This is a genomic window from Algibacillus agarilyticus (genome assembly GCF_003286125.1).
Classification (GTDB): domain Bacteria; phylum Pseudomonadota; class Gammaproteobacteria; order Enterobacterales; family Alteromonadaceae; genus Algibacillus; species Algibacillus agarilyticus.
Genome location: NZ_QMED01000031.1, coordinates 24862 through 48604, shown reverse-complemented (window position 1 = coordinate 48604; position 23743 = coordinate 24862). Strand labels below are relative to the sequence as shown.

Here is a 23743-nt window from a genome sequence, read left to right as displayed (position 1 = left end):
AATTGTATATCCTCTTCAAAAACGGTTACTGCGATAAAATTATGGTGACACCCACAATCAATATTTTTAATTTCTAAACTACATAAAAAGTATTTACTTTGCTTCAGAGCCATCTATTTCTCCTAAAACTAAATTTGTTCAAACAACGTCACCCGACCTGTAAATTGGAAAGATTGACCCTCAATAGAAAATTTACTTTGCGTCTTTTTATTAACATCTTTAGCGTTATTAAAAGCTAATACACTCTTACTGCCGTCTTTAAATTTAACAACAACATATTCTATACTCCCTTGATTAGCATAGGCTAAACCTGAGATAGCAGAGTAACTTTTTAAGGTATATTCTTTTGAAGGGTTATACTCACCATGTGGTTCTAAAACGCTGACAAAGTGATGTTGTTTTTTATTTTCAACACGCGATATAAAGGCGTTCTCATTGCGCAAATTAAAGAATGGATCATTAGCACCGAGTTGAGTAAATAATATTTTTTCACCGCTATTTACAGCCGTATAAGAATAAAAACGGCCATTATCATTCAGCCATGTGATCTGACTAATAGGTTTTGTAGGCTGAGCTTCCGCTTTTAACCACATATGTTGGTAACCGTTTGCTTTACCTAAAGCAGATATAGACTGTGTTTTAGTGCCTAAATCAAAGTTACTATTAATTAAATGGCCAGCATAATGAACCGGTAAGTCATATTGACGCGCTTTGTCTGATTCGACTTTAAACAAATCAAACACTAACGATTGCGATGCGTTAGCAAAATTAACTAAAGCAATCGTGCGAGTTAACGTGGTACCCTTATAGGCGCTATCAATAGTCGCAGCCGATATTTTTACTTGTTCGGTATCTTCAAAGAAATTAAGCGTTGGGTGATTAGCATTACCCACTTTAACATTCGCATTGAAGTGGCTTGTTTCATCAACAACAACCGTATTATGCGCGATTGATTGCTTAGCGTATGTATCGTTTTCAGGTAAATAACGTCCACCGTATTTAGATTCAACATTTAAAAAACGCGCAGCACCATAATCCGATACAATCTCAGCGCCTTTATCATAAAATTGCCACGTTAACTTATCGAAGTGGCCATGACCTAGACCTTGAGCCGTCGCTTTAAATACCGCCGCTTGTTCACCTTGAACATCTTGACGTAAGATAACAAAAGCACCTTCATCTGCATTTTTGCCATCACCAAATGCTTGAGATTTAAATTGATAAGCCGTCTTTTTATTCGCTTCTAAGGCTTTCGCAACTTTTAAGCCATCACCATTTAACAATATTTGCCCTTGGCGTGCTGCTATATCGAGTAAGCCTGAGTTCTCCGTTAAACCGTAAGCAATAACAACACCATGAACCAGCTCAATCGTATCAATACCTTTCGATTTAATCGCATCATTTATCGGAAAAAATAAATTGTTATAGCTTAAATCAATCGTCGTTGTAATGGCTTTTAACAATACACCATCTCGATACTCAAAGATTTTTCTCTCAGGTTCATTCATTTGAATGGCTTTAGCAAACGTAACAAAAGGCATTAAAGCATAACGCTGATAATAAGGTCCTTCGTTGTAATAACCAGCCGGTGAAAACAATTCATCTAACTGACGTAAAAAACCACCCTTACGTGACTTTTCTAAATCAAGTAACGCTTTTTCAACTAAATCTTGGTCATTTAATACATAGCCCGTCATACCCACTGCGGCGGTAGCCCAAGTCCCATGATTATGAACTTTGTTAAACGTATGTGGCGACTCTTCAGACAAAAAATGAGCAACAGGTCGAATAGCGCCGGTTTCTATCCGTGTTTTTTCGTCGCCTGTTAACGCAGGCATCACTAAGTCATAAGCTTGGATCGTATGAACTAACCAAACCGCTTCGTTAAGACCTTGCCAGAATATTTTGCCTTCATTTGCACTTTTTCGCATTGGGTGTAAAGGCAGAGTTGGGTATAAATCAGCATATTCAAATAACATGTCTCTAACAAAATCAGCGTAATGCTTGTTTTTTGTTAATTGATACATCACCCCAGCATCAAACATTAATGCATAGTTTTTCTTATGACGTTCATGCGTGTAACCGCCACCCGCATCTTTAGGTACGGGCACCTCGATTGGCAAGGTTAACTGTTGATCAACAGCGGCTTTACGCGCTTTAAACGTATCTTGAAATAACCCAGGCTCAATAATAGCTGCACGCATGGCCGTTACATCACTTTGTGTGATCACTAAATTAGGGTGTGCAGCTTGAGTTGGCATCACGACACCTAGCGTCGATATAACCAACACACATAACATAGCCGTCTTAACAGCTAATTTACGTTTTAAAGATAAAGAAAAATTCACAAAAAACCTCAGCAACACTATTTAGAAGACGTGTTATTAATTAATGTCGCGGTGTGCTCACCTTTAACAATTAATTCAACAACTTTAGGTACTGGCGATGCATCAAATTGATTATGACTAATGTTAGTCACAGGCTCACCAACGGTATGCTCAACATTAACGCCTGCTGTATTTTTAAAAACATTATTAACAACATCGGTCACCTGAACACCATGTAGCACTAATGCAGATTTAGACTTGTTACGCTTATCATGACCTACATTTTCAAGCTGATTATTCTGCATATAAATATGTGGACCAAATGTGCTTTCATCTCGGCCACCACGATATAATTTAACTAATGCACCACCAACATCTGTAAACGTATTACCGTTTAAACGTAAATATTCAGCGTTATATATACCTAAATCATCCGTTTCTTTATTCAAGCGAAAAATATCACCGGTAACATTGATAAATGTAGAATTGGTTATATTAATTTCACTCGCGAATGAACGGCTACCCGCATCAAAGAAATGGAAAGAGTGATTAATATCTAAATTTTGAACTTTAATATTGTCAGCGACAAAGCGGTAGTTAATATACATACCCCACTTAGCGGTACGCGCTAAAATATTGCCAGACGAATCAGGGCTATCAACACCATCAAAAGTCAAACCCACTAACTTAAGTGAACCGCCATTCTTGATTTCAAATAAACTAGAACGTTCAAATTTGATTAGCGCTTTACCGTTGTTTTTCGCTTTAAACGTTAATGTTTTATCTAACGAAAACATCTTAGTCACGGTATAAGTACCATCAGCAAGTTCAATAACATCACCTGATTTAGCCGATGTTACCGCACTGAATAATTCACCTGCTTTGTCAGTCGTTTTGATGACATTACCTGAATCAAAAGCCACAATAGGCTCAACTTTCGCATACCAACTTGGGCCAGTATCAGCTTTATTCAAGACTTGTAAGCCATGTGCACCGACATTTTTAAACTTGCTATCAACAGCCTCATATAAACCCAGCTTATTACGCTTTATTTTTACACTGTCTTTTGTAAAACCTTGTTTAATTTCTGGCGAAGGCGTGCCATCAACAATGTTTTGCTCAAACTTAATACCACTAATATCATCAAAAATTGAAAAGGCATTTTTACCTGATTCATTTACAATTAAGTTATTAGACATAATGCTGTTTTGTGGCGCAGCAGAACGTTCAGCGTCACTTCCAGCCGCTAAATGAATATGTTCAACATTAACAAAGGTATTGTTAGTGATTTGCGCATTAACCACTTGATGGTAACGATTAATCGGTGAGTTTGGCACACCGTTCATCACGGTAAAACCACTACCAAAACGATAGCCGGTTAATCCTTCTAAATAATTATTGCGTACAATTTGGTCACGATTAATAACGCGTATACCACCCGTGTGATCAACCCCATTACCAAAAAACACATTGTTTTCAATCACATTACCATTACCATGGCGAAGTGTTAATGTGCCGCGAGATTCAAAAAATACGTTATTACGGATATGGTTTTTACCTGATTTAACCGAGATGATTTCAACTTCACCATCACAGCGATCGAAATAGTTATTCTCAACTAAGGTATATGAATTAGTTAGCGAGTGGTGACTCGTACCGATACGTAATGTTTCGCCACCGTTTGAACCAAATATCGGACGAGGTCCAAAGTAGTTATGGTCAATACGATGATGGTTTTCTTGGCTGGCTTCCGTATTTAAACGCACAGCAACCGTCACTCCCTTGTTACGCTTACCTTCTAAATGATTATGGTCAAAGCGGTTATGACGACCATATATACCCACCCAGTAATCACTTTCGAAACGGTCAGGATTACTAAAATTATCAATGACAATTTCAGAGACACGGCTATGATTAGCCATTTCTTTTTTGTTTATTTGGAACGATACAACTTCACTTGTTGGGGTGTAACCATCTTTAAAAACTAAACCCTCAACAACTAAATACTCACCCGCTAAACGCAAATTAGACTGGCCAGTTAATATAACTTTGCCTTTGTCTTGCGCTTTAAGTGTAACAGGTGCGTTTTCGGTACCCTGTGCTTTAAATGTTATTTCAAAGTTATTCCATGTGCCATTTGCCAGCACAATAGTTTGGCCTGCTTTTACATTTTTTACAGCCTGCTTATATTCACTTGGTGTTTTAACCAATATTTCATTAGTTTCAACTAATGAAGAAGCGCATGAAACAACAAACAAAGAAACAATGAATAACAAAGAATAAGAAAAACGATTTTGAAGATTATTTTTAAACATGTAGCTCACCATGAACTCAGTAAAACGAAAGGAGGTGTACATATAATCAGCAATCTACTCTTAACTTGCATGAACTATACGTACACCAATTTAATTAATAATTAAATCCAAAACTATCAATTAGAACTTAGCTTTTACACCGACAAAGTATTTAGTGCCTGAACGTGAATAATCAGTCACGATTGAATCACCAGCACGAGTTTGAACTTGTGGCTCATCTAATAAGTTCAACGCTTTTAAACTAACTGAGACACTTTTGCTTATTTTGTATTTAGCCGAAAAATCTACGTAGTTTTGGTCTTGTACAAATCGATTAGAGCGATCTGGAAACGGTAAATTATTAGGTTGGAAATACTTTGAACGATGCTTATAAAGTAAACGAAGTGTCACTGCATCGCCTTCCCAATAAACAGATGCATTAGCAACGTTTTTAGAGAAACCGAATAAGTTAGCATCGGGTGCTAATCCCATGTTCGCTTCTTCAGGTGTAACAAATGATGAATCAGCCCAGTTATAACCGGCTTTAACACCTAAACCGCTGAAAATACCCGGTAACTCAGAGAAATGCTTCTGTGCCGTTAATTCCATACCACGAATAGTTGATTTTTCATCTGAGATTTCAATTGTCGCAAATGGTTTTAAACCGACACTCGTCTGAACACCATTGTAGGTAACGAAGGCTTCACGTTGCTGAACGATACTTTCCCAGCCACCTTGGAAGTCTTTTTGATATAAAGCTAACGTAACCGCGGCATCTTCACTTGGATAATATTCAAGCGAAATATCATAGTTAACCGCTGTGAACGGTTTCATTTGGTTACCGTGTGCTTTAGCGCTGCCCACTGTGCCATTTAATTCGTCTGATTCACAACCTGAAGTTGAGTTATTTTCTTCATCATCGCCTGCATCGTCTGACGAAGGAGGAACACAAACATAATAGCTGTTACCCGCCGCCATCGATTGCAATGAAAAACGCGATAATGATTTATAAATAGACGTTCTGAATAAAAACTCATCAGATAAAGCAAAAGTAAGATTTAAACTTGGTAAAGCTTCGGTATAGCTGCCCGTACGATTAATAGCTTCAAATTCTGAGCTAATTGCAGATGAATATTTGTAGAGCGCATCTGCTTCTGTGTTATCCGTCACAACAACCGTATCTGCCCAACCATCAGCTGAAGTATCGGTACGTACAACACGTAAACCGATATTACCTGATACGGGTATGTCCGCTATTTCAGTGTTTATGTTAGCCATAAAGTAAGCTGAAAATGTATCTTCTTGCACATCAACATCTTGACCTGAACGAGGATCAGTGCGCTCACCGATATCAGAGAATGAGAAATCACCAGAAGCCGCTTTACCCGTTGCATAAGCGTTAAAAGCACCAATCATACATTGCGCATCATAGGTTGCGAACGATGCCGCATCACCTGCGTTTTCTTGATCAAATAAACGGTTATTTTGATGGCCATTTAAACACGTATCTTTTACATAAGCGGTTAATTGTGCATTTTCGTGAGCAAAGTATTTATCCCAATCATCGTTACTGGTGTTGTAACCATTAATATAATGATCGTCAGTATCCGTTTTGTCATTTACCTGAGCGCCACCATTTAAACCAATCGATACCGTTGTATCTTCATCATCCGTTAGTGTCTCGCTTGATACTCTGATACCCGCTTTGATTGATGAAAAAATATTACTGTCTAATACATATTCCGCATCAAAACTGAATGAAATATTTTCGTTATCACGATGATCATGTTCACGTTTATATTCCATGTACGTTTGATCAAATATCGATACTTCACTGCCACCAGAAGATGCCGTTGGTATCCAGTTGCCATCCGCATCTAAAATATGATTGCCTTGGGCATCTCTTTCAAATTCATAACCTTTATCAGTATGAATAAATGAATTGATATCAGTAGGGTCAAAAACGCCGGTATTAACTTCAGTTAATGCTTGAGCACCATAGACATATTCATCATTTGCATCAAAATCATAAGTATCTGCATCAATAAAGTTTAAGTTAGGCACATTCGTATCACGATAATCTAATTCGTAAAAATAGCGATCTTCTGAGCGGTATTTTGAACGGTGAGATACACGATAACGCTCTGAATGTGAATAACCAAAATCAGCCGTTAAGGTTAAATCGTCTGATGGGTTGAACTCAATATTGACCCCAAAACCTTCGTAGTCATCTGTTTGATTACGCCAATCAGATGCTAATTGTGGTTTTGCAGCCCCTTTAACGTAGGCTAATGAATGGTCATCACGAATGATGTGATCTTTAGTCATGAAACGCAGGTTATCAAGTTGAAACTCCATACGTTTTTCAGTGTATTCTAAACGTGATAATTGCGCGTCTACGTTAATGTCCCATTGGTCGTTAGGTACCCATTGGAATGTCGCAACGATATTGCTTCGCGTATCTTCGTCTTCACCGGTACGCCAAAGTGAGCTGCTCGGTGTAAAGAAAATGGATTTTTGATCAAATTGCGCCATGTATTCGGGATCAGAAAGATCGATACCGGCAGCTGCATTGTTATCAATATCACCTTCACTCACTCGCATGCCTGAATCATCACATTCGTCAGACACAATTTTACTACCTGATGAACGATTACTTTGAATTAATGAACCATCAGCATTACGTAATGCACAAGCATATAATTGTGAGCTTGAGTTGTAATTTTCTTCTGGGTTTGAAGATTCAGTATGGCTTACACCAAAAGTGAACCCCATTGCGCCTAAGTTGTCAGTTTCCCACTGGTTAACAGTGGAAAGCACTAACTTACCGCCCCAAGGCGAAACATCGCCTTCTACATCGCCGTAGTAATCATTATAGATACCAGAAAGTTCAACCGTTGTTTGGCTCTTACCATGGTCAACCGGACGAAGTGAAGCAACTTCAATGGTACCTGACGTACCACCTTCAACTAAATCGGCTTGTTGTGATTTATAAACAACCACTTTATCAACTAATTCAGAGGGGAATTTTTTAAAGTTTACAGCACGACCTTCACCGGCATTGGTAACCGTACGGCCATTGAATGTGGCATAACCCCAGTAAGAACCTAAACCACGAATTGAAATTTCGTTTTGGCTACCTTTTAAACGGTGACCTGTTGCACCCGATACATTTTCAATAATATCAGATATTGATAAACCAGGAAGCTCACCAAAATCGGCAGCAGCGATCGCATCAACAATAGCCGTATTATATTTCTTCTCATTTAATGAACGCGTCATCGTACCGCGCATACCAGTAACTTGAATGACTTCTACATCTTCTTCGGCAGCAGCTTCTTCTTCAGCCGCTATCGCGTTTGGCGCCGTAAGTGCTGTTAATAATGCCGTTGTATAGATGGTGCTTTTACTGAGTGAGATCGCTTTATGCGTTAAAAACGCATTGCTAATTTTATTTAATTTCACTTTCTGGTCCCCATTAATTTGTTTGTATCTATTATGTGATTTTAGTTAAGGCCTACCAGCATTCGGACTTTAACTCTTACTTAAATTTAAACAAAGGTAATAACAATTGTCAAACATTTATTTTACCAATCTGGTCATAACCATTTATAAAATTTATTACCAATGTCGCTAAAAACAACTACAATAATTAATACCAATACGAAATTGGATAATAAGAAAAACAATTAACGGCTTTGCCAACGCTATCTATGATGCGGTAATATCAATAAAAACCATTGGTAAGCATGGTTTAGAACATTTAGGAATTAAATAATGAAGAGCAGACGTTTATTTTGGCGGATCGTTGAAGAGATAGAATCAATGATCAATAGAGGCGATTATCCACCGGGAAGTAGACTTCCGCCTGAGCGTGAGCTAGCAGAAAATTTTGATGTTAGTCGTCCAACAGTGCGTGAAGCTATCATCGCACTCGAAGTCAGAGAGATGGTTGAAGTTAAAACGGGTTCTGGTGTTTATGTGTTAGATCATCCTGAATCTAAAAAGGTGGTGCATAGTAATATGACCGCATTTGAATTGACTCAAGCCCGTGCGTTAATTGAAGGTGAAGTAGCTGCTCTAGCAGCAACAACAATCACAGATGAAGAGCTAGAGGCCTTGCATAAGACCCTTATCGCCATGGAAAAAGGCACTTACGTAGAAGAAGCAGATAAAGAGTTTCATCAAATTATCGCGAATGCGACACGTAATAATGCCATGCAATTAACCGTTGAAAATTTATGGGATCTTCGTTCAACACGTGAAAATATCGTGGCAGATTACGGTAGTGTTTGTAAAAAAGATGATGCAATTTTAACATTAGAAGAGCATACAGCGATTTATGAAGCACTAAAATCTCGCGATGCAAGCACTGCTCGAGGCGCAATGCACAAACACTTTAATCGCCTAATAAATGCATTATTTGATGCCATCGAATCACGTGCCTTAGAAGAAGTTCGCCGTAAAAATAGTGAAACACGTGGATTATATTCACTGGATAACTTAGTTAAAAGAGCACTTTAAGTAATCAAAGTTGATCCATTTTTGGTTATTTAAAGGGTTATGAGTATGTAAATCGTATAAATAACCCGCTCTTTTAAGATTATTTTATTATTACCAATTTATTTTTATCACTTAAAAGTCTTAAAAAGACAAAAACAATTAGACTACATAAATGGTTATTTTATTTAACATTAATAAAACACACTACTTAACCACTTAAATTAATCTAATTAACCAACTTAGAGCGGTGATTAAACTGGTAAAACCAAGTCGTAACCACATCTATCATCAACTCTGTTTAACTTTCTTAACAAGCCCACAGTCATGAAGCGACTCATTTTAAATACCTATGCTTAATTTATTGAGCTATCTTGCTCGTTTTTATATTCAGTATATAAATTTGGTTGGTTTTTTTAGATGATATTCGCCCTGCTTAAGTATTATTAAGCGCCACACGTTTTCATATAGTCTTCTCGCTCAGGTTTTATGGTTCATTGTCAGCACTTAGGTTTTGTCTGGAACTAGAAACCTGCCCCTAAAACCCGATCGCTTTGACTATAATAAGCTTAGACACCTTCGTTAGCGTAAAATAGGCTAATTACCTTTTAAAAAATGATTATTAACGCATAAACTTAAAATCGTTTAAGGACTTTAACAAGCATATTGAAGTCATTTAAGTCTTATTTTTGTGTTAATTTAAACGCTATTATTGAGTTTTAAATCCGCTCGGTTGACCGGTAACCCGCTATTGGCAACGATTAATACGAAACACAAACTCATCAATAAAACACACAACCTATTCTATAATTGGCTTGACCATACAACTAAAAAAACCACAGCGAATAAGCAAATAACAAATCTATTTTGTATTTGTTCTAAATAAATGGGCTAAACAAATAGACAGAAAGAATGAATAGTATAAGTATTCATGCTCATCATTACGGATAAAATTTAACTTAGCAATTACATAACAATAACTTGATATTGGCGGGTCTCGATAATCTTATATTAGTTTGCATGTTAAACTGGTAAGCCCTATATTTTTCCCAATTTATAACTAGATGTTCCATTATCCACATTAGACAAAGCTCATTTTTAACTGACAATTGTCACGCGGTAAGACGGCATCCATTCTCAGCTAATCATAAAGAAAGAATGGCCATTTTGATCGTATAAATATAATTTACAATAACTGAACCCTACGTTAAAAATAAGGTAAGAGAAGTTAATATTTTTAAGCTAAATACGCCTAGAATTAAAATCGGTCAGGGACCCTGAACTCGCACCTTGAAGTGACTTGGGGATAAATACCAAGCTTGAACTCATATTATTTTACTTTGTAGTTAATTTGGTTGGCTGATTGTTTAGAAATTTATCGACAAACAATGAAGGTAAAGCAATATTTGATTGACCAGAATACGGATATAAAACGATGCCGATATAAAACAATACAGATAAAAAAAAGGCCCCTCAAAGAGGGGCCAACACACACACAAGAGAAGCGCATTTAACTAACAAAACGCAAACCCTATTCTTTGCCTATTTACAAAGCTCGTAAACCTTAACAATTTCAGCTTTTGTAACGGGTCTTGGACCTGAAGTCGTCTCAGGCTCACCACCTGGGAACATACGAACAACGTCATCTGCCATTAGCTCAAACTTATCAGTAGGAATACCTACATCCGATAATGTTAAGAAAGATTCTGTACGCTTAAACCATTCAGTTACTTTTACTGATAATAATTTAGAGGCTTTTAAATCGTCTTGTTCGGTTACACCAAAACAACGACGGGCTAATTTAGCAAAGCGATGAGGAACAGCATCCGCCATGACTTCTAAATAAGCAGGAATAACAACAACCATGCCTCGGCCATGCGGTAAGTCATAATGGGCACTTAATGGCATTTCGATTGAGTGCATAGGTATACAACCTAAACGACCTAATGCTTGAAAGCCAGACCAACCAAAAATAGAACATAATGCTAATTGGCCACGCACTTCAATATCGTCTAAATCTTGGATGATTTTATCAAAATTATCCATTAAACATAAAATCATGCCTTCTGTCATTCGATCAGCAAACTCTGACTCTTCAGGGCACGATAAATAATGTTCTACAAGGTGAGAGAAAATATCAATACAGCTATCTTTTGTTAAGCGCATCGGTACTGATTTTAAAATCTCAGGGTCAACAATAGCAACCTTTGGTATACGGTATGGAGAACGAGAGAAGCTTTTCTCATTGGTCTCTGCATTTTGTATAACACCACCCGCATTAGACTCTGAACCCGCAGCCGAAATTGTCGGTACTGAGATGATAGGAAATGACCCCGTATATTCACGTGGAACACGATCACCTAAAACAACATAGTCCCATGATTGGCCACCAGAAAATGCGGTTGCGGCTATATATTTAGAGCCATCAATAACACTACCACCACCTAATGCGATAACAATGTCACACTCTTCGGCTTTAAATATTTCAATTGCACGGTCAATAGTTTGTGCACGCGGGTTTGGCTCTATACCGGTGAATACAACAACATCCAACCCTGCATCTCTTAATGACGCTTCAACCGTTTCAATAACAGGATCTAGCGCTGAACCTTTTTCGTAGGTCGCGATCATGGCTTTTTTGCCATATTCAGCCGCTATTTGACCAACTTCTTTAACACGTCCGGCACCGTATGTCAGTTTAGTTGGAAAGTTCCACTCAAATGGAGTCATCATATTGCTATATCCTCACCTTAACCAATTCGAAATTTAATAAGCATCTACTTGCTCGTTTAATTATCAAATAAAAGTAAGCCTAATTTGACTTAACAAGATAACTAAATTTAAAGTCCAACTAATTCACTAAATGCACTCAAAGAGATAACTTAGTCAATTAGTTGCCAAGCAAGTTAATAACTTAACTTGGCTGGATAATAATAAAAAAAAACCAAACTGTCAACCAATTTATTAGATTTGGCTTTACCTTTTAGTTATATATGTAAAACACAAGAAGTGAGAGTATAAACCTTTAAAATCAACAAGTTAAACAAAAACAATCTATTTATCAATATATTACCCCTAAAAAAATAATGATAAAAATCAATAGTAAATTGATGAAAACAATTAATTATTGTTTTTAATTTTAAATACACAGTCATACAAAAAAACAAAAAAGGTAAATTGGTAATAATAAAAAGACAAACCAAATGATAATACCTTGTTTGCACGATTAAATACGATATCAGTCATTATTCATTGCCTATCTAATTAATTTTTAGATAGATTTTTGCTTATTTTATTAATTGCAGCTTAAATTAAATTATCAATGAATAAAGCGTTCCCCTAAAGGAAAAATCCATGCGTTGTATGTTTTGTGATTTAGATATTATTAATAAAGATTTATCCAAAGGTTTACCGATCACCGTTCCTGGTAAAGGTGTTGCGCACACCTACTGCGCAGAGCAAGACCTTCATTCACGCCGCATTTTTGGTAATATTCACATAGCGGATTTAGAAGATAATGATTTATATGAATTAAAAGAAATGGTGATGGCAGAGGTTAACCAACGCAATGGTATCGCCCCTAAGACCTATTAGCAGCCTGACTCTTTTAAATTTGAAAAGCCCAATGTAAACGACAACTGATTTAGGCTGAAAATTAAACTTAACGGCCTAATACCAATCCGTAATAATAAGTGCCCACTCAGCGAACGCTTAAATGCGCTTAAATGAAAGAATAGTGGTGCTCTTTTGAGTTCCAGCAACCCAAAGGGCAGCGCATTTAAAACTCGCCTGAAAGGAATGCCCCAGCGGCTTTTGACCTGCGTTATCGGTATTTGAAAGGGAACAACCATTCCTGTACACCGAGGCCTTGTTCAAAAACCGCTGGATGCATTCTGAGAGATCACTTATTTATATGAATTGGTATAAGGCTCTGTTACGCCCCTAAAGAATCAAACCTTATTTATCGACTCTTCAAGGTTTGCATTCTCACGTCTAAACGCATGTAACATGCCAAACAAAAGCAATCTAATTTTTATAGTCAACATCTCATTAATGTAACCTTGAATGAAATTTATTAAGCTTAATGTGATCATAATTGAATAAAATCACGTAACACTGGCTATATCCGCTTTCTTATTAAGTAGAAAAAAGTGAACACGCTTATGAATAGTCATTTACCGATATTTCCACTCAATATTTTTATTTTACCCGGTGGTGTAACCCGCCTAAGAATATTTGAGCAACGCTATATTCGCATGGTGTCAGAGACGATTAATAATACCGGATTTGTTATTAGCCAACCCATCACCAACCTTAATTCTATTTTTGGTTGTCTTGTTAAAATAATCGATTTTGATCAAGAACCAGATGGGTTATTAATGATCACGGTTGAAGGTCTTAACCTAGTTGAAATATCAAACATCTCTTATGAATCTGATGGTTTAGCTAAAGCCGATATCGATAAAATCAATACGATAACAGTTGCAAACCAGTACCAAAACACCAAATTATTAGGTGATAAATTAATCGAGATATTCAATGAGAATTCCGTTTTAACTCAATTATATCCTTGTCCATTATTTGATGATCCACAATGGGTCTGTAGCCGCTGGCTAGAGTTACTGCCTTTCAAACTGCATGAAAAAATTCAAATAATCAAATCAAACACACCAAACGAACTTGTACAGACCCTTCACTCAGTAATAATCGATAACTAAAAATAATCAATTTATTTTTAGTTAAACTGATCTATTACTTTGATCACCCCGTAAATAAGTAAAATAGATAAATTTAGGTGTTGATAGGCGTGCAAACTGCTACAGTAAATTATCCAAAAACATCACACAACGACCAAATGAGTACAGATAATACAGGTGCCCTAATCGATTTTATGCGTGCGATAGCAACTCAACGTTGCCAGCATGCGTTTAGTCAGGTTTTTAAACATTTTGCGCCTAAGATAAAAGCGATTTCAATAAAAAAATATGGCTCTGAGGCTCTTGCCATGGAAATAGTGCAAGACACCATGACGAATGTTTGGCGCAAAGCACACTTATTTAATGAAACGAAAGGGGCCGTTTCAACTTGGATTTACACCATCATGCGTAATGTCACTTTTGATATTTTACGTAAGTCTAAGTCATCACAAGAAATCAGTATTAGTGACGATTTATGGCCACTTGATGAATACGCGACCGAAGAAAAAGACACATTTCAAGATCACTTACAGAATCAAGAAATACTCAAACGTGTCAACGAGCTACCTAACAAACAGCAGCAAGTTATTAAAGGCGTCTATTTTCATGAATTATCGCAAGAACAACTGGCTCAACAACTCAACATCCCTTTAGGTACCGTTAAATCACGTTTGCGTTTAGCACTCGAAAAATTAAAACAAAATATGGGAGACCAACATGATTAATCATCATCCCAAATCAGAACTCATTAATGCATTTGTCGCGGGCGAATTACCGACGGCACTTTCGGTTATCGTGGCTAGCCATCTAGAACTATGTCGTTGTTGTAATGATAAAGCAAAAAAAATAAATCAACACCAGGCTGACGATGCTTTTTCTGACGCTGACCTTTCATTAAACCATAACGATAATTCACAAGAAAATACCGCATTAGACAATCGAGAATTTGCAAATCACTCATTAGAAGATAATAAGCTAACAGCCCACCATCTTGAGGTTAACAATGAATTTGCGGATATGTTTGCCGCTATCGTCGCAGATAAAACAACGAGCACGCCTGCTACATTAGATCCCGTTGAGATAAAAGTTAAAGATAACACGTATGTTTTACCCAAAGCACTTAGCAATATACAAAGAGCAAGCTGGTTTAAATTAGGTAAGTTATCGCGGTCTAACCTTGATAGCTCTGAAAATGAAATACACAGTCACCTGATCCATATTGAAGCCGGTGGCGAGATCCCGCAACACACTCATAACGGTTATGAAGTAACCCTTATATTAAGTGGTGATTTTTATGATGAATTAGGTGAATATAGCCAAGGTGATTTCATGTGGCTAGACAAACAACATAAACATCAACCTAAAACTAAAAATGGTTGTTTATGTCTAACGGTCGCTAATGATGCGCTACACTTTACTCAGGGCGTAGGAAAAATCCTTAACCCGATTGGTTCATTAATTTATTAATCATTTTTTAAGGGATTATGATGTCTACAAAAAAAATACAAATTGGCATAAGCGCTTGTTTAATCGGTGAAAAAGTGAGGTTTGATAGTGGACACAAACGTTCAAATTTTTGTGTTGAAGAATTAGGTCAACATGTTGTGTATAAACCATTTTGTCCTGAAGTTGCGGTTGGTTTACCGATCCCCCGCCCTACAATTAGACAAATACGTAAAAATGACATGATCCATGTCAGCAGACCGGATGGTACAGGTGATGTAACGGATTTAATGACGGCCTACGGTAAAAAAATAGGCTTATTAGTCGACAGTATGTGTGGTTATGTATTTTGTGCTAAAAGTCCGAGCTGCGGTATGGAGCGCGTTAAGGTTTATCACGAAAATGGTTCAGGGAGTGAATCAACCGGCGTGGGTTTATTTGCAGCCGAAATAATGAAAGCCGATCCTTTACTTCCTTGTGAAGAGAATGGTCGCCTTAATGATGCCGTTTTACGCGAAAACTTTGTTTTACGGGTTTTTACTTACCACAAATGGAAGCAACTTAAAGCCGCCGGTATCACAAAACATAAGTTGATTAACTTTCATAGCCAGCATAAATATTTAGTCATGAGCCACACGACTGCCGGTTACAAAAGCCTTGGTCAATTATTAGCCCGCGCCGATTTGCCGATTCAAGAACAAGCCGATTTATATATTGCCGGTTTAATGAATGCTTTAAAAAATAAAGCATCACGTAAATCTCATTCAAATACTTTACAACACTTACAAGGCTATTTTAAAAAGCATTTAAACAAAGGCCAAAAACACGAACTGACGCTACGAATAGCTGAATATCGAGAAGGGTTAGTGCCGCTAGTCGTGCCACTCACATTGCTAAAACATTATTTGTTAGAACACCCAAAAGCGTATATCGAAAGCCAAGTTTATTTTGATCCCTACCCTGCCGACTTAAAATTACGTTACGCCTATTAATATAACAAGCGCTTATTGAGTCATCATATTAAATAAGCGCTGACTTTAAAGAGTACCCAACCATGCACCTAATGTGGTTTAGAAATGACTTAAGAACACACGATAATCCCGCTCTATCCGCAGCTAACCATGCAAAATCAATAAATTCTCAAAACCTCACATCAGAAAAGCAACCTGTTAACTGTCGTGCCATTTATTTTATAACCCCAAAGCAATGGCAACAACATGATCTCGCGCCTATCAAGATAGACTTTATATTAAGACATCTCGCGTTACTAAAGTACGAGCTACAACAGCTTGGCATTGACCTAACGGTTATTGAAGTTGCAGACTATTCCGCACAAGTCGCTGCATTAATCCAATATTGTCGCGACCATCAAATATCAGCCGTATTCGCCAATAGTGAACCTGAAATTAATGAAGTCTTGCGTGATAAAAAACTCATAGATTCCCAACTTAATTTAAATTTGTACGAAAGTGATGTGATCATTCCTAAAGGGGTTGTGCTCAACAAACAAGGTGAGATGTTTAAAGTATTTACGCCCTTTAAAAATGCATGGCTGAAACATATTTTAAATAACAACTTTGATTGCCAAGATAATGTACAAGCCATTGATGAAGATACTTTAAAAACCATTGAACACACAACAAACCATTTTGTGACTACAGCCCCCCGTCAAGATTCTAGTCAGTGGCCACTTGCAAACAAAATGATCAACCATGTTTTACCCCATTTTTATAACAATAAAATCGCAGAGTATGCTAACACACGTGATATTCCCAGCATAAAAGGCACTTCGGGTTTATCACCTTATTTAGCGATTGGCGCGATCAGCTCACGCTTAGTTTTACTTAAATTATTACAGCACGAACCCTTATTATTAACGCAAAATAGCCACCCGAGTTTCAGTTGGCTAAATGAGCTTATTTGGCGTGAATTTTACCGAAATTTATTGTTCCATTTTCCAATGTTGTGTAAACGACAAAACTTTAAGCAAAAATTTCAACATCTGCCTTGGCCTAATAACCCTGATTTATTTGAGGCATGGAAAACCGCTAAAACCGGTTTTCCAATCGTTGATGCCGCTATGCGTCAATTAAACCAAACCGGTTGGATGCACAATCGTTTACGCATGATAGTCGCCAGTTTTTTAACTAAACATTTATTAATAGATTGGCGAATTGGTGAACGCTATTTTATGCAGCATTTAATTGATGGCGATTTAGCCGCTAACAATGGCGGGTGGCAATGGAGTGCAGGCACAGGATGTGATGCACAACCCTATTTTCGAATTTTTAATCCGATCACGCAAAGCAAAAATTTTGATCCTAATGGCACTTTTATCCGTAAGTACTTACCAGAGCTACAAGACATACCGGATAAATATATTCATGAACCCCATGCTTATTTAGACCGGATGAATAAAACAGCGGACTATTGGCCTGCGATTGTCGATTTAAAACAAGCTCGCGCCCAAGCGCTTAGCTTTTATAAATTATAGAGAAATTTATGCAACGTTCAGATTGGTTAAATAATTTTATTAAAAACTATCAAACGCTGGGCGTTGATAACTTTGAACAGTTAAAAACAATTTATCACCCCGAGATAATTTTTACTGACCCTCTGCATAAAGTAAACGGGATCAGCAACCTAATTCATTACTTTGAGCAACTTTATACCCATGTAGATGCATGTAACTTTATTATTGAGCACACTTTTGAAACACACAATGCATTATCTGAAACGACTAATGACAACACGAAGGTTGCCACGAATCTGAATACTGAAACAACACAAGAAGCGGCTTTATATTGGACCATGACCTATACACACCGCCAACTTAACAAAAATAACCCTATTACGGTTAAAGGCCATTCGCACTTAAAAACAAAAGGCGATTTAGTCTATTTTCATCAAGATTATATCGACGTTGGCGCAATGCTATATGAGCAAATCCCCGTTATTGGTCGTTTAATCAAATGTATTAAAAAAAGAGCAAGCCAATGAAAAACATACTGATCACGGGGGCAACATCAGGTATTGGCTTAGCTCTAACTCAAAATTACGTAACCCAAGGTTGTCATGTTTTGGCTTGTGGTCGAAATGCCGATAAACTCAAAGGTTTAGATAAAGAGCTAAGCTCAGACACAGGCCACGTAACCACATTATGTTTTGATATTAATGACAAACAAGCCGTATTAAATACAACTCAGCAATTACCTGAACTCGACATCATTATTCTTAATGCTGGCGATTGTAAATATATAGACGACGCCGTAAATTTTGATGCACAACGATTCGAGAGTGTTATTCAAACTAACCTAATATCAATCGGTTATGCGTTGCAGGCTTGGCTAAATAAATTAAAATCAGGTGGAAATTTAGTTTTTGTCAGTTCAAGTGTAACTTTATTAAATTTACCCAGATCACAAGCTTATGGCGCATCAAAAGCCGGCCTAAATTACTTAGCTAACAGCTTAGCCGTTGATCTTTATCCACACAATATCACGGTCAGTTTAGTGCAGCCCGGTTTTATTAAAACGCCGCTCACCGATAAAAATAACTTTTCTATGCCATTTCTCATCTCAGCAGAAGAAGCAGCCAACCGCATTGCTAAAGGAATAACTAAAAACAAACCCGTTATACAATTTCCAAAGCGTATGATATTTACCCTGAAACTGCTTTCTTTTATTCCTACGGGCTTATGGCACAAATTAAACAACAAGGCATCGACAAAATGAATAATAAACAGCAAGCAGCCGCCCTCGATATCGCCATTATAGGCAGTGGGATCTCCGGTTTAACTTCGGCTTATTTACTCAATAAAAAGCATAACGTAACGGTATTTGAGAAAAATGATTATATTGGTGGTCACACCGCAACCATTGATATTGAACACAAGCAAAAAGCCTATGCCATCGATACCGGTTTTATCGTTTTTAATAACAAAACCTACCCTAATTTTTTACGCTTGCTTGATGCAATTGGTATAAAAAAACAAGAAACCGAAATGAGTTTCAGCGTCAAAAATAAAATGAGCGGCTTAGAATATAATGGCCATAATCTTGATACACTTTTTGCGCAACGATCAAACCTATTTAAACCGAGTTTTTGGCAATTAATCCGCGAGATTTTAAGATTCAATAAGTTATGCAAGCAACGCTATATAAGTGAAAACTACAGCGAAACCCTCACGTTAGGCCAGTTTTTAGCCGAAAATAAGTTTGATGATGGGTTTGCCCAAAACTATATATTGCCCATGGGGGCCGCAATTTGGTCGAGTAGTTTAAATGAAATGGCACAGTTTCAATTTAAATTTTTTGTGCAGTTTTTTCATAATCATGGCCTACTTAATGTCAGCGATCGCCCTCAATGGTATGTTGTTCCGGGTGGTTCACGAGAATACATCGCACCGTTAACCGCCTCTTTTAAAGATAACATACAATTAAATACCCATATTATCAGTATTACGCGTGATGAAACGCTTGATGAAAAAGGCGTGACGATTCTGTTTGATGACGGAACAGTCAAATATTTTGATAAAGTGGTTATGGCTTGCCATGCCAACGAAACACTCGAATTACTCGCGGATAAATCATTAACAGAATACGATATTTTGCAAGATATACCTTACACGCCAAATGAAGTCGTGCTGCATACCGATGAAGCCTTGTTGCCCAAACATAAAAAAGCGTGGGCCAGTTGGAACTACCAATTAGATGATGATCAAGACCGAGCGGCCTGTGTAACCTACAATATGAATATTTTGCAAGGTATAAAGTCGGAATCAACCTTTTGTGTGACTTTAAATCAAACCGATGCAATAGATCCAAGCAAAATCATTAAAAAATTTGAATATTGGCATCCGGTTTTTAATTGTCAAAGTTTGGCCGCTCAACAACGAAAACCAGAAATTAACGGCCAACAACATACGTATTTCGCCGGTGCATATTGGCACAATGGTTTTCATGAAGACGGTGTAAAAAGTGCTGTTACCGTGGCCCAACTATTAGGTTGTGACTTTTGATACAGCACAGTGGCATATACAGCGGCGAAGTAAGACACCGTCGCTTCACACCCAAACTTCATCAATTTAGCTATAAACTTTATATGCTTTGCATAGATTTAGATGAGTTACCCAATGTGATGTCTATTAGTCATTTATTGAGCTATAAATGGTATAGCTTAATTCGTTTTAAGCCATTAGATTACTTAAAAACAATACCGACCGAAAAAAATAAAAAAACGAATGATAATCATGATCTAAACACGTTAAAGCAGCGTATTAAAAATAAAGTAGCCGAACTGGGTGGTTCAGATCCTATTAAGAAGATAAAAATGTTATGCCAAGCAAGATGCTTAGGCCTGTATTTCAGTCCAGTTAATTTTTACTATTGTTACGATGGTCATGATAACTGTCATTCAATGCTGGCCGAGGTGAGCAACACTCCTTGGGGTGAACGGCATTATTATTTAATTAATATGCGCACACTCGACCCCATTGAAAAACGTTTTCATGTTTCGCCTTTTATGCAAATCGATATGGATTATCACTGGCGTGTCAAAGCACCAGATAAAAAGGCGATGGTGCATATTGAGAATATCAAAGATGGAAACAAAATTTTTGATGCGACACTGTCTCTCAAAAAACAATCGATAACATCGAACAATTTAATTAAAACCTGTTTAAGCACACCCAGTATGACGGCAAAAATAGCGCTGAGTATTTATTATCAAGCATTAAAGTTAGTTTTAAAGCGCATTCCTTTTGTACCCTACCAAACACCACGTTAAGAGGTAATTATGCAACAAACACATATAGCAGTTAATACATCAAATAATGGCTACCAAACCTGGATGAACCAACGTTGCAAACAAGTCATCTTTAACACGTTGAATACGATCGAAAGTGGTCATATATTGTTTATTGATGGCACCTCTAAAACCGGCTTAGGTAATACAGAATCACTAACACATGCACAAATCATTATTCATCATGATGCCGCGTATCGTTTGTTTGTAAGAGGCGGTAGCATAGGCGCCGCAGAAGCCTATATTCAAGGTTTATGGTCAAGCCCCGATTTAACTAAAGTTATTTTATTTTTTGCACAATGCCAAAAAGAGCTCGATGCGATAGAACAAAAAGCGGGCTGGTTAAGTCATCTAAAAACTAAATTTTTACATTACGTCAATCGCAATACGCAGTCAGGTTCAAAAAAGAATATTCTAGCGCATTACGACTTAGGCAACGATTTATATACACGCTTTTTAGATCCAGAAATGATGTATTCAGCCGCTATCTACCCTTCAAATACATCAACACTTGATGAAGCACAAGTACACAAACTGGATACGATCTGCAAAAAGCTCGAGCTTAAACCAACCGATCACCTTATCGAAATAGGTACGGGCTGGGGAGGCATGGCCATTTATGCGGCTCAACACTATGGTTGCAAAGTAACGACAACGACAATTTCAGATGCCCAACACCAATATGCACAAGATAGAATCAACAACCTAGGCCTTAATGATAAAATAACCTTACTCAAAAAAGATTACCGCGAGTTAACGGGTAAATACGACAAGCTTGTTTCGATAGAAATGATTGAAGCGGTGGGCTATGACTTTTTCCAAACCTTTTTTGAACAATGCAATGCATTACTCAAACCTCAAGGTAAATTGCTCATACAAGCCATTACCATTGCCGATCAACGTTTTGAACATTATTTAAATAACGTCGATTTTATTCAACGTTATATATTCCCAGGTGGTTTTTTACCTTCGATCACCGAAATGTGTAAACACATAACCCAGCATACCGATATGGTCGTAGAAAACATTGACGATATTGGGTTAGATTATGCGAGAACAGTCAACGATTGGAATCAACGTTTTAATGCCGCATGGCCTGAACTCAAGCAACTGGGTTATGATGAAACGTTCAAAAAGCTATGGAATTATTATTTACATTATTGCGAGGGTGCATTTTTAGCCCGTTCGATCAGTACCGTTCATGTCGTCGCCCGCAAGTAATTGATTACAACGATTTCAGGCAATCAATTATTGATTGGGGAGTGTAACCAGTCACTTTAACTATATGCGAAAAAAAGCTCGACGTTCTTATTTAAACGTCGAGCTTTAATCGATAAAAGCAAGGTAAAAGTCATTACCTCTTTTTCATTTTATGACCTTTAACAGCATAAAAAAGAATGAATAAATAACAAGGCAACATAACTGAATATCCCATTTGTAGCGAACTAACTCCACTTAATAATCCCCAAAACATCGGACCAAAAGCGCCACCCGCAATACCCATCACTAATAAAGCCGACCCCGTACTCGTCAATTTACCCAACCCAGACAACGCAAGTGGAAAAACAGCAGGCCAAACAATGGCATTAGCTAAACCTAAAAAAGCAATTAATAACAAAACATCGGGTAAATGCGCGCCACCAAACGGCACCAATAACATATCAGCAATAATAAAAGAGTTAACATCACCCAATAAAATACCCACCGTAAACACCAAACCCAAAATGGCCGACACCATCAAGGCTTTTGCTTGGCTAATAAAACGCGGAATAAGTACAATACCTAAAATATAACCAACGACCATACAAATCATAGTATAAGATGTCATCACACTATAACTTTCAACACCTAATGACAGAGCAAACGTACCGATGGTATCACCTGCAATCACCTCTACAGCCACATAAACAAAAATAGCAATAACCCCAAACGCTAAATTAGGGTGTGACAAAACCGTTTTAATTTCAGTTGTTGAATTAGCCGCCGACTCATCTTCATTTGATAGTTCAGGCAGCGGTGATTTTTTAACCGCATAAGCTAAAATACCAATAAATAAAGCCATGCCCAAATAGGGCAAAATTAAACTATTCGCCATCGTGTCGATTTGAGTTTGGCTTAATTCAGTGCCGACTGTATCGGTAAAGTTACTCAAAATTAAAGCGGTAAAAACCATTGGCGCAATCACCCCTGCCCCTTTATTTAATATCCCCATAATACTGATCCGAGCTGCCGCCGACTCTTCTGGTCCTAAACGGACGACATAAGGGTTAACAGCCGTTTGCAATAAAGTTTGTCCGGTACCCATCACAAGTTGCGCAAGTAAAAATAAAGGAAAAAATTGAGATTTAGCCGCCGGGATAAATAACAATCCAGCTATCATCATCACCGCCATCCCGAGTGCCATGCCATTTTTATAGCCCACTTTTTTTATGACAGCCGCCGACGGCAATGCCGTAAACGTTACCGCGATATAAAATGAAAAAAGAATCAACGATCCCTGAAACGGTGTTAACTTTAATATTTGGCTTAAATAGGGCATTAAAGAACCATTTAACCACGTAGCAAACCCTAGAATGAAAAACAACATCGCAACAATGCCCATTGGCACAACGCTGCTTTTAGTTGGTGTATCAATTACTTCGGTTGTCATCGTTACTTCCTCACGCTTATCTTTTAG

The 23743-nt window shown here is 37.4% G+C and carries 17 protein-coding genes; 12 read left to right on the top strand and 5 right to left on the bottom strand.

Going from position 1 to position 23743, the window contains the following annotated elements; all coding sequences use genetic code 11:
• Positions 1-128: 128 nt before the first annotated feature.
• The 3 genes from DPX34_RS18085 to DPX34_RS18075 all read right to left on the bottom strand — a co-directional run bounded on the left by DPX34_RS18085 (position 129) and on the right by DPX34_RS18075 (position 8086).
• Positions 129-2300 (bottom strand): heparinase II/III domain-containing protein, encoded by a 2172-nt coding sequence (locus DPX34_RS18085; protein ID WP_111979858.1) that lies wholly within the window; start codon positions 2298-2300, stop codon positions 129-131.
• Positions 2301-2365: 65 nt separating this feature from the next.
• A complete protein-coding gene (locus DPX34_RS18080) occupies positions 2366-4642 on the bottom strand; it encodes a chondroitinase-B domain-containing protein (protein ID WP_111979845.1) in 2277 nt (758 codons plus the stop codon).
• A gap of 120 nt (positions 4643-4762) precedes the next feature.
• Entirely contained in the window at positions 4763-8086 is a 3324-nt protein-coding gene (locus DPX34_RS18075) for a TonB-dependent receptor (protein ID WP_111979844.1), read from the bottom strand.
• 312 nt (positions 8087-8398) lie between these two features.
• Here DPX34_RS18075 and DPX34_RS18070 point away from each other — a divergent pair, with 312 nt between their 5' ends.
• Positions 8399-9145: a FadR/GntR family transcriptional regulator gene (locus DPX34_RS18070; protein WP_111979843.1), complete on the top strand. Its 747-nt coding sequence runs from the start codon at positions 8399-8401 to the stop codon at positions 9143-9145.
• A gap of 1518 nt (positions 9146-10663) precedes the next feature.
• Here the strand turns inward: DPX34_RS18070 and DPX34_RS18065 are convergent.
• Positions 10664-11854 carry an iron-containing alcohol dehydrogenase gene (locus tag DPX34_RS18065; protein WP_232824798.1) on the bottom strand — a complete coding sequence of 397 codons (1191 nt, stop codon included), beginning with the start codon at positions 11852-11854 and terminating at the stop codon, positions 10664-10666.
• 621 nt (positions 11855-12475) lie between these two features.
• On the opposite strand from DPX34_RS18065, the gene DPX34_RS18060 reads away from it, so the two are divergent.
• The 11 genes from DPX34_RS18060 (at position 12476) to DPX34_RS18005 (ending at position 22287) form a co-directional block, all read left to right on the top strand.
• Entirely contained in the window at positions 12476-12715 is a 240-nt protein-coding gene (locus DPX34_RS18060; protein ID WP_111979842.1) for a hypothetical protein, read from the top strand.
• A gap of 569 nt (positions 12716-13284) precedes the next feature.
• Positions 13285-13839 carry an LON peptidase substrate-binding domain-containing protein gene (locus DPX34_RS18050; RefSeq protein WP_111979840.1) on the top strand — a complete coding sequence of 185 codons (555 nt, stop codon included), beginning with the start codon at positions 13285-13287 and terminating at the stop codon, positions 13837-13839.
• A 137-nt stretch (positions 13840-13976) separates the two neighbouring features.
• Positions 13977-14543 (top strand): sigma-70 family RNA polymerase sigma factor, encoded by a 567-nt coding sequence (locus DPX34_RS18045; RefSeq protein WP_111979856.1) that lies wholly within the window; start codon positions 13977-13979, stop codon positions 14541-14543.
• Entirely contained in the window at positions 14536-15285 is a 750-nt protein-coding gene (locus DPX34_RS18040; protein WP_111979839.1) for a ChrR family anti-sigma-E factor, read from the top strand. Before DPX34_RS18045 ends, DPX34_RS18040 begins: the two co-directional genes overlap by 8 nt.
• Positions 15286-15305: 20 nt before the next feature.
• A complete protein-coding gene (locus DPX34_RS18035) occupies positions 15306-16253 on the top strand; it encodes a YbgA family protein (RefSeq protein ID WP_111979838.1) in 948 nt (315 codons plus the stop codon).
• A gap of 62 nt (positions 16254-16315) precedes the next feature.
• Positions 16316-17755, top strand: a complete 1440-nt coding sequence (gene phrB / locus DPX34_RS18030) for a deoxyribodipyrimidine photo-lyase (RefSeq protein ID WP_111979837.1) — start codon at positions 16316-16318, stop codon at positions 17753-17755.
• A gap of 8 nt (positions 17756-17763) precedes the next feature.
• Positions 17764-18261 (top strand): nuclear transport factor 2 family protein, encoded by a 498-nt coding sequence (locus tag DPX34_RS18025; RefSeq protein WP_111979836.1) that lies wholly within the window; start codon positions 17764-17766, stop codon positions 18259-18261.
• Complete coding sequence (locus tag DPX34_RS18020; RefSeq protein ID WP_111979835.1) at positions 18258-18995, top strand: SDR family NAD(P)-dependent oxidoreductase; 738 nt, start codon at positions 18258-18260, stop codon at positions 18993-18995. Before DPX34_RS18025 ends, DPX34_RS18020 begins: the two co-directional genes overlap by 4 nt.
• Positions 18992-20281 (top strand): NAD(P)/FAD-dependent oxidoreductase, encoded by a 1290-nt coding sequence (locus DPX34_RS18015; protein WP_111979834.1) that lies wholly within the window; start codon positions 18992-18994, stop codon positions 20279-20281. Before DPX34_RS18020 ends, DPX34_RS18015 begins: the two co-directional genes overlap by 4 nt.
• Positions 20278-21048 carry a DUF1365 domain-containing protein gene (locus tag DPX34_RS18010; RefSeq protein WP_111979833.1) on the top strand — a complete coding sequence of 257 codons (771 nt, stop codon included), beginning with the start codon at positions 20278-20280 and terminating at the stop codon, positions 21046-21048. The genes DPX34_RS18015 and DPX34_RS18010 overlap by 4 nt, the downstream gene beginning before the upstream one ends.
• Positions 21049-21057: 9 nt before the next feature.
• Positions 21058-22287 carry an SAM-dependent methyltransferase gene (locus DPX34_RS18005; RefSeq protein ID WP_111979832.1) on the top strand — a complete coding sequence of 410 codons (1230 nt, stop codon included), beginning with the start codon at positions 21058-21060 and terminating at the stop codon, positions 22285-22287.
• Between the two features lie 133 nt (positions 22288-22420).
• On the opposite strand, the gene nagP is transcribed toward DPX34_RS18005, so the two are convergent.
• Positions 22421-23716, bottom strand: a complete 1296-nt coding sequence (nagP, locus tag DPX34_RS18000) for an N-acetylglucosamine MFS transporter NagP (RefSeq protein ID WP_111979831.1) — start codon at positions 23714-23716, stop codon at positions 22421-22423.
• Between the last annotated feature and the right edge of the window lie 27 nt (positions 23717-23743).

Bases quoted from the DNA above. Each gene is read 5' to 3' on its own strand.
- DPX34_RS18085 (WP_111979858.1), bottom strand. From the start codon at position 2,300: ATGTTATGTGTGTTGGTTATATCGACGCTAGGTGTCGTGATGCCAACT.
- DPX34_RS18080 (WP_111979845.1), bottom strand. From the start codon at position 4,642: ATGTTTAAAAATAATCTTCAAAATCGTTTTTCTTATTCTTTGTTATTC.
- DPX34_RS18070 (WP_111979843.1), top strand. From the start codon at position 8,399: ATGAAGAGCAGACGTTTATTTTGGCGGATCGTTGAAGAGATAGAATCA.
- DPX34_RS18065 (WP_232824798.1), bottom strand. From the start codon at position 11,854: ATGATGACTCCATTTGAGTGGAACTTTCCAACTAAACTGACATACGGT.
- DPX34_RS18060 (WP_111979842.1), top strand. From the start codon at position 12,476: ATGCGTTGTATGTTTTGTGATTTAGATATTATTAATAAAGATTTATCC.
- DPX34_RS18050 (WP_111979840.1), top strand. From the start codon at position 13,285: ATGAATAGTCATTTACCGATATTTCCACTCAATATTTTTATTTTACCC.
- DPX34_RS18045 (WP_111979856.1), top strand. From the start codon at position 13,977: ATGAGTACAGATAATACAGGTGCCCTAATCGATTTTATGCGTGCGATA.
- DPX34_RS18040 (WP_111979839.1), top strand. From the start codon at position 14,536: ATGATTAATCATCATCCCAAATCAGAACTCATTAATGCATTTGTCGCG.
- DPX34_RS18035 (WP_111979838.1), top strand. From the start codon at position 15,306: ATGTCTACAAAAAAAATACAAATTGGCATAAGCGCTTGTTTAATCGGT.
- phrB (WP_111979837.1), top strand. From the start codon at position 16,316: ATGCACCTAATGTGGTTTAGAAATGACTTAAGAACACACGATAATCCC.
- DPX34_RS18025 (WP_111979836.1), top strand. From the start codon at position 17,764: ATGCAACGTTCAGATTGGTTAAATAATTTTATTAAAAACTATCAAACG.
- DPX34_RS18020 (WP_111979835.1), top strand. From the start codon at position 18,258: ATGAAAAACATACTGATCACGGGGGCAACATCAGGTATTGGCTTAGCT.
- DPX34_RS18015 (WP_111979834.1), top strand. From the start codon at position 18,992: ATGAATAATAAACAGCAAGCAGCCGCCCTCGATATCGCCATTATAGGC.
- DPX34_RS18005 (WP_111979832.1), top strand. From the start codon at position 21,058: ATGCAACAAACACATATAGCAGTTAATACATCAAATAATGGCTACCAA.
- nagP (WP_111979831.1), bottom strand. From the start codon at position 23,716: ATGACAACCGAAGTAATTGATACACCAACTAAAAGCAGCGTTGTGCCA.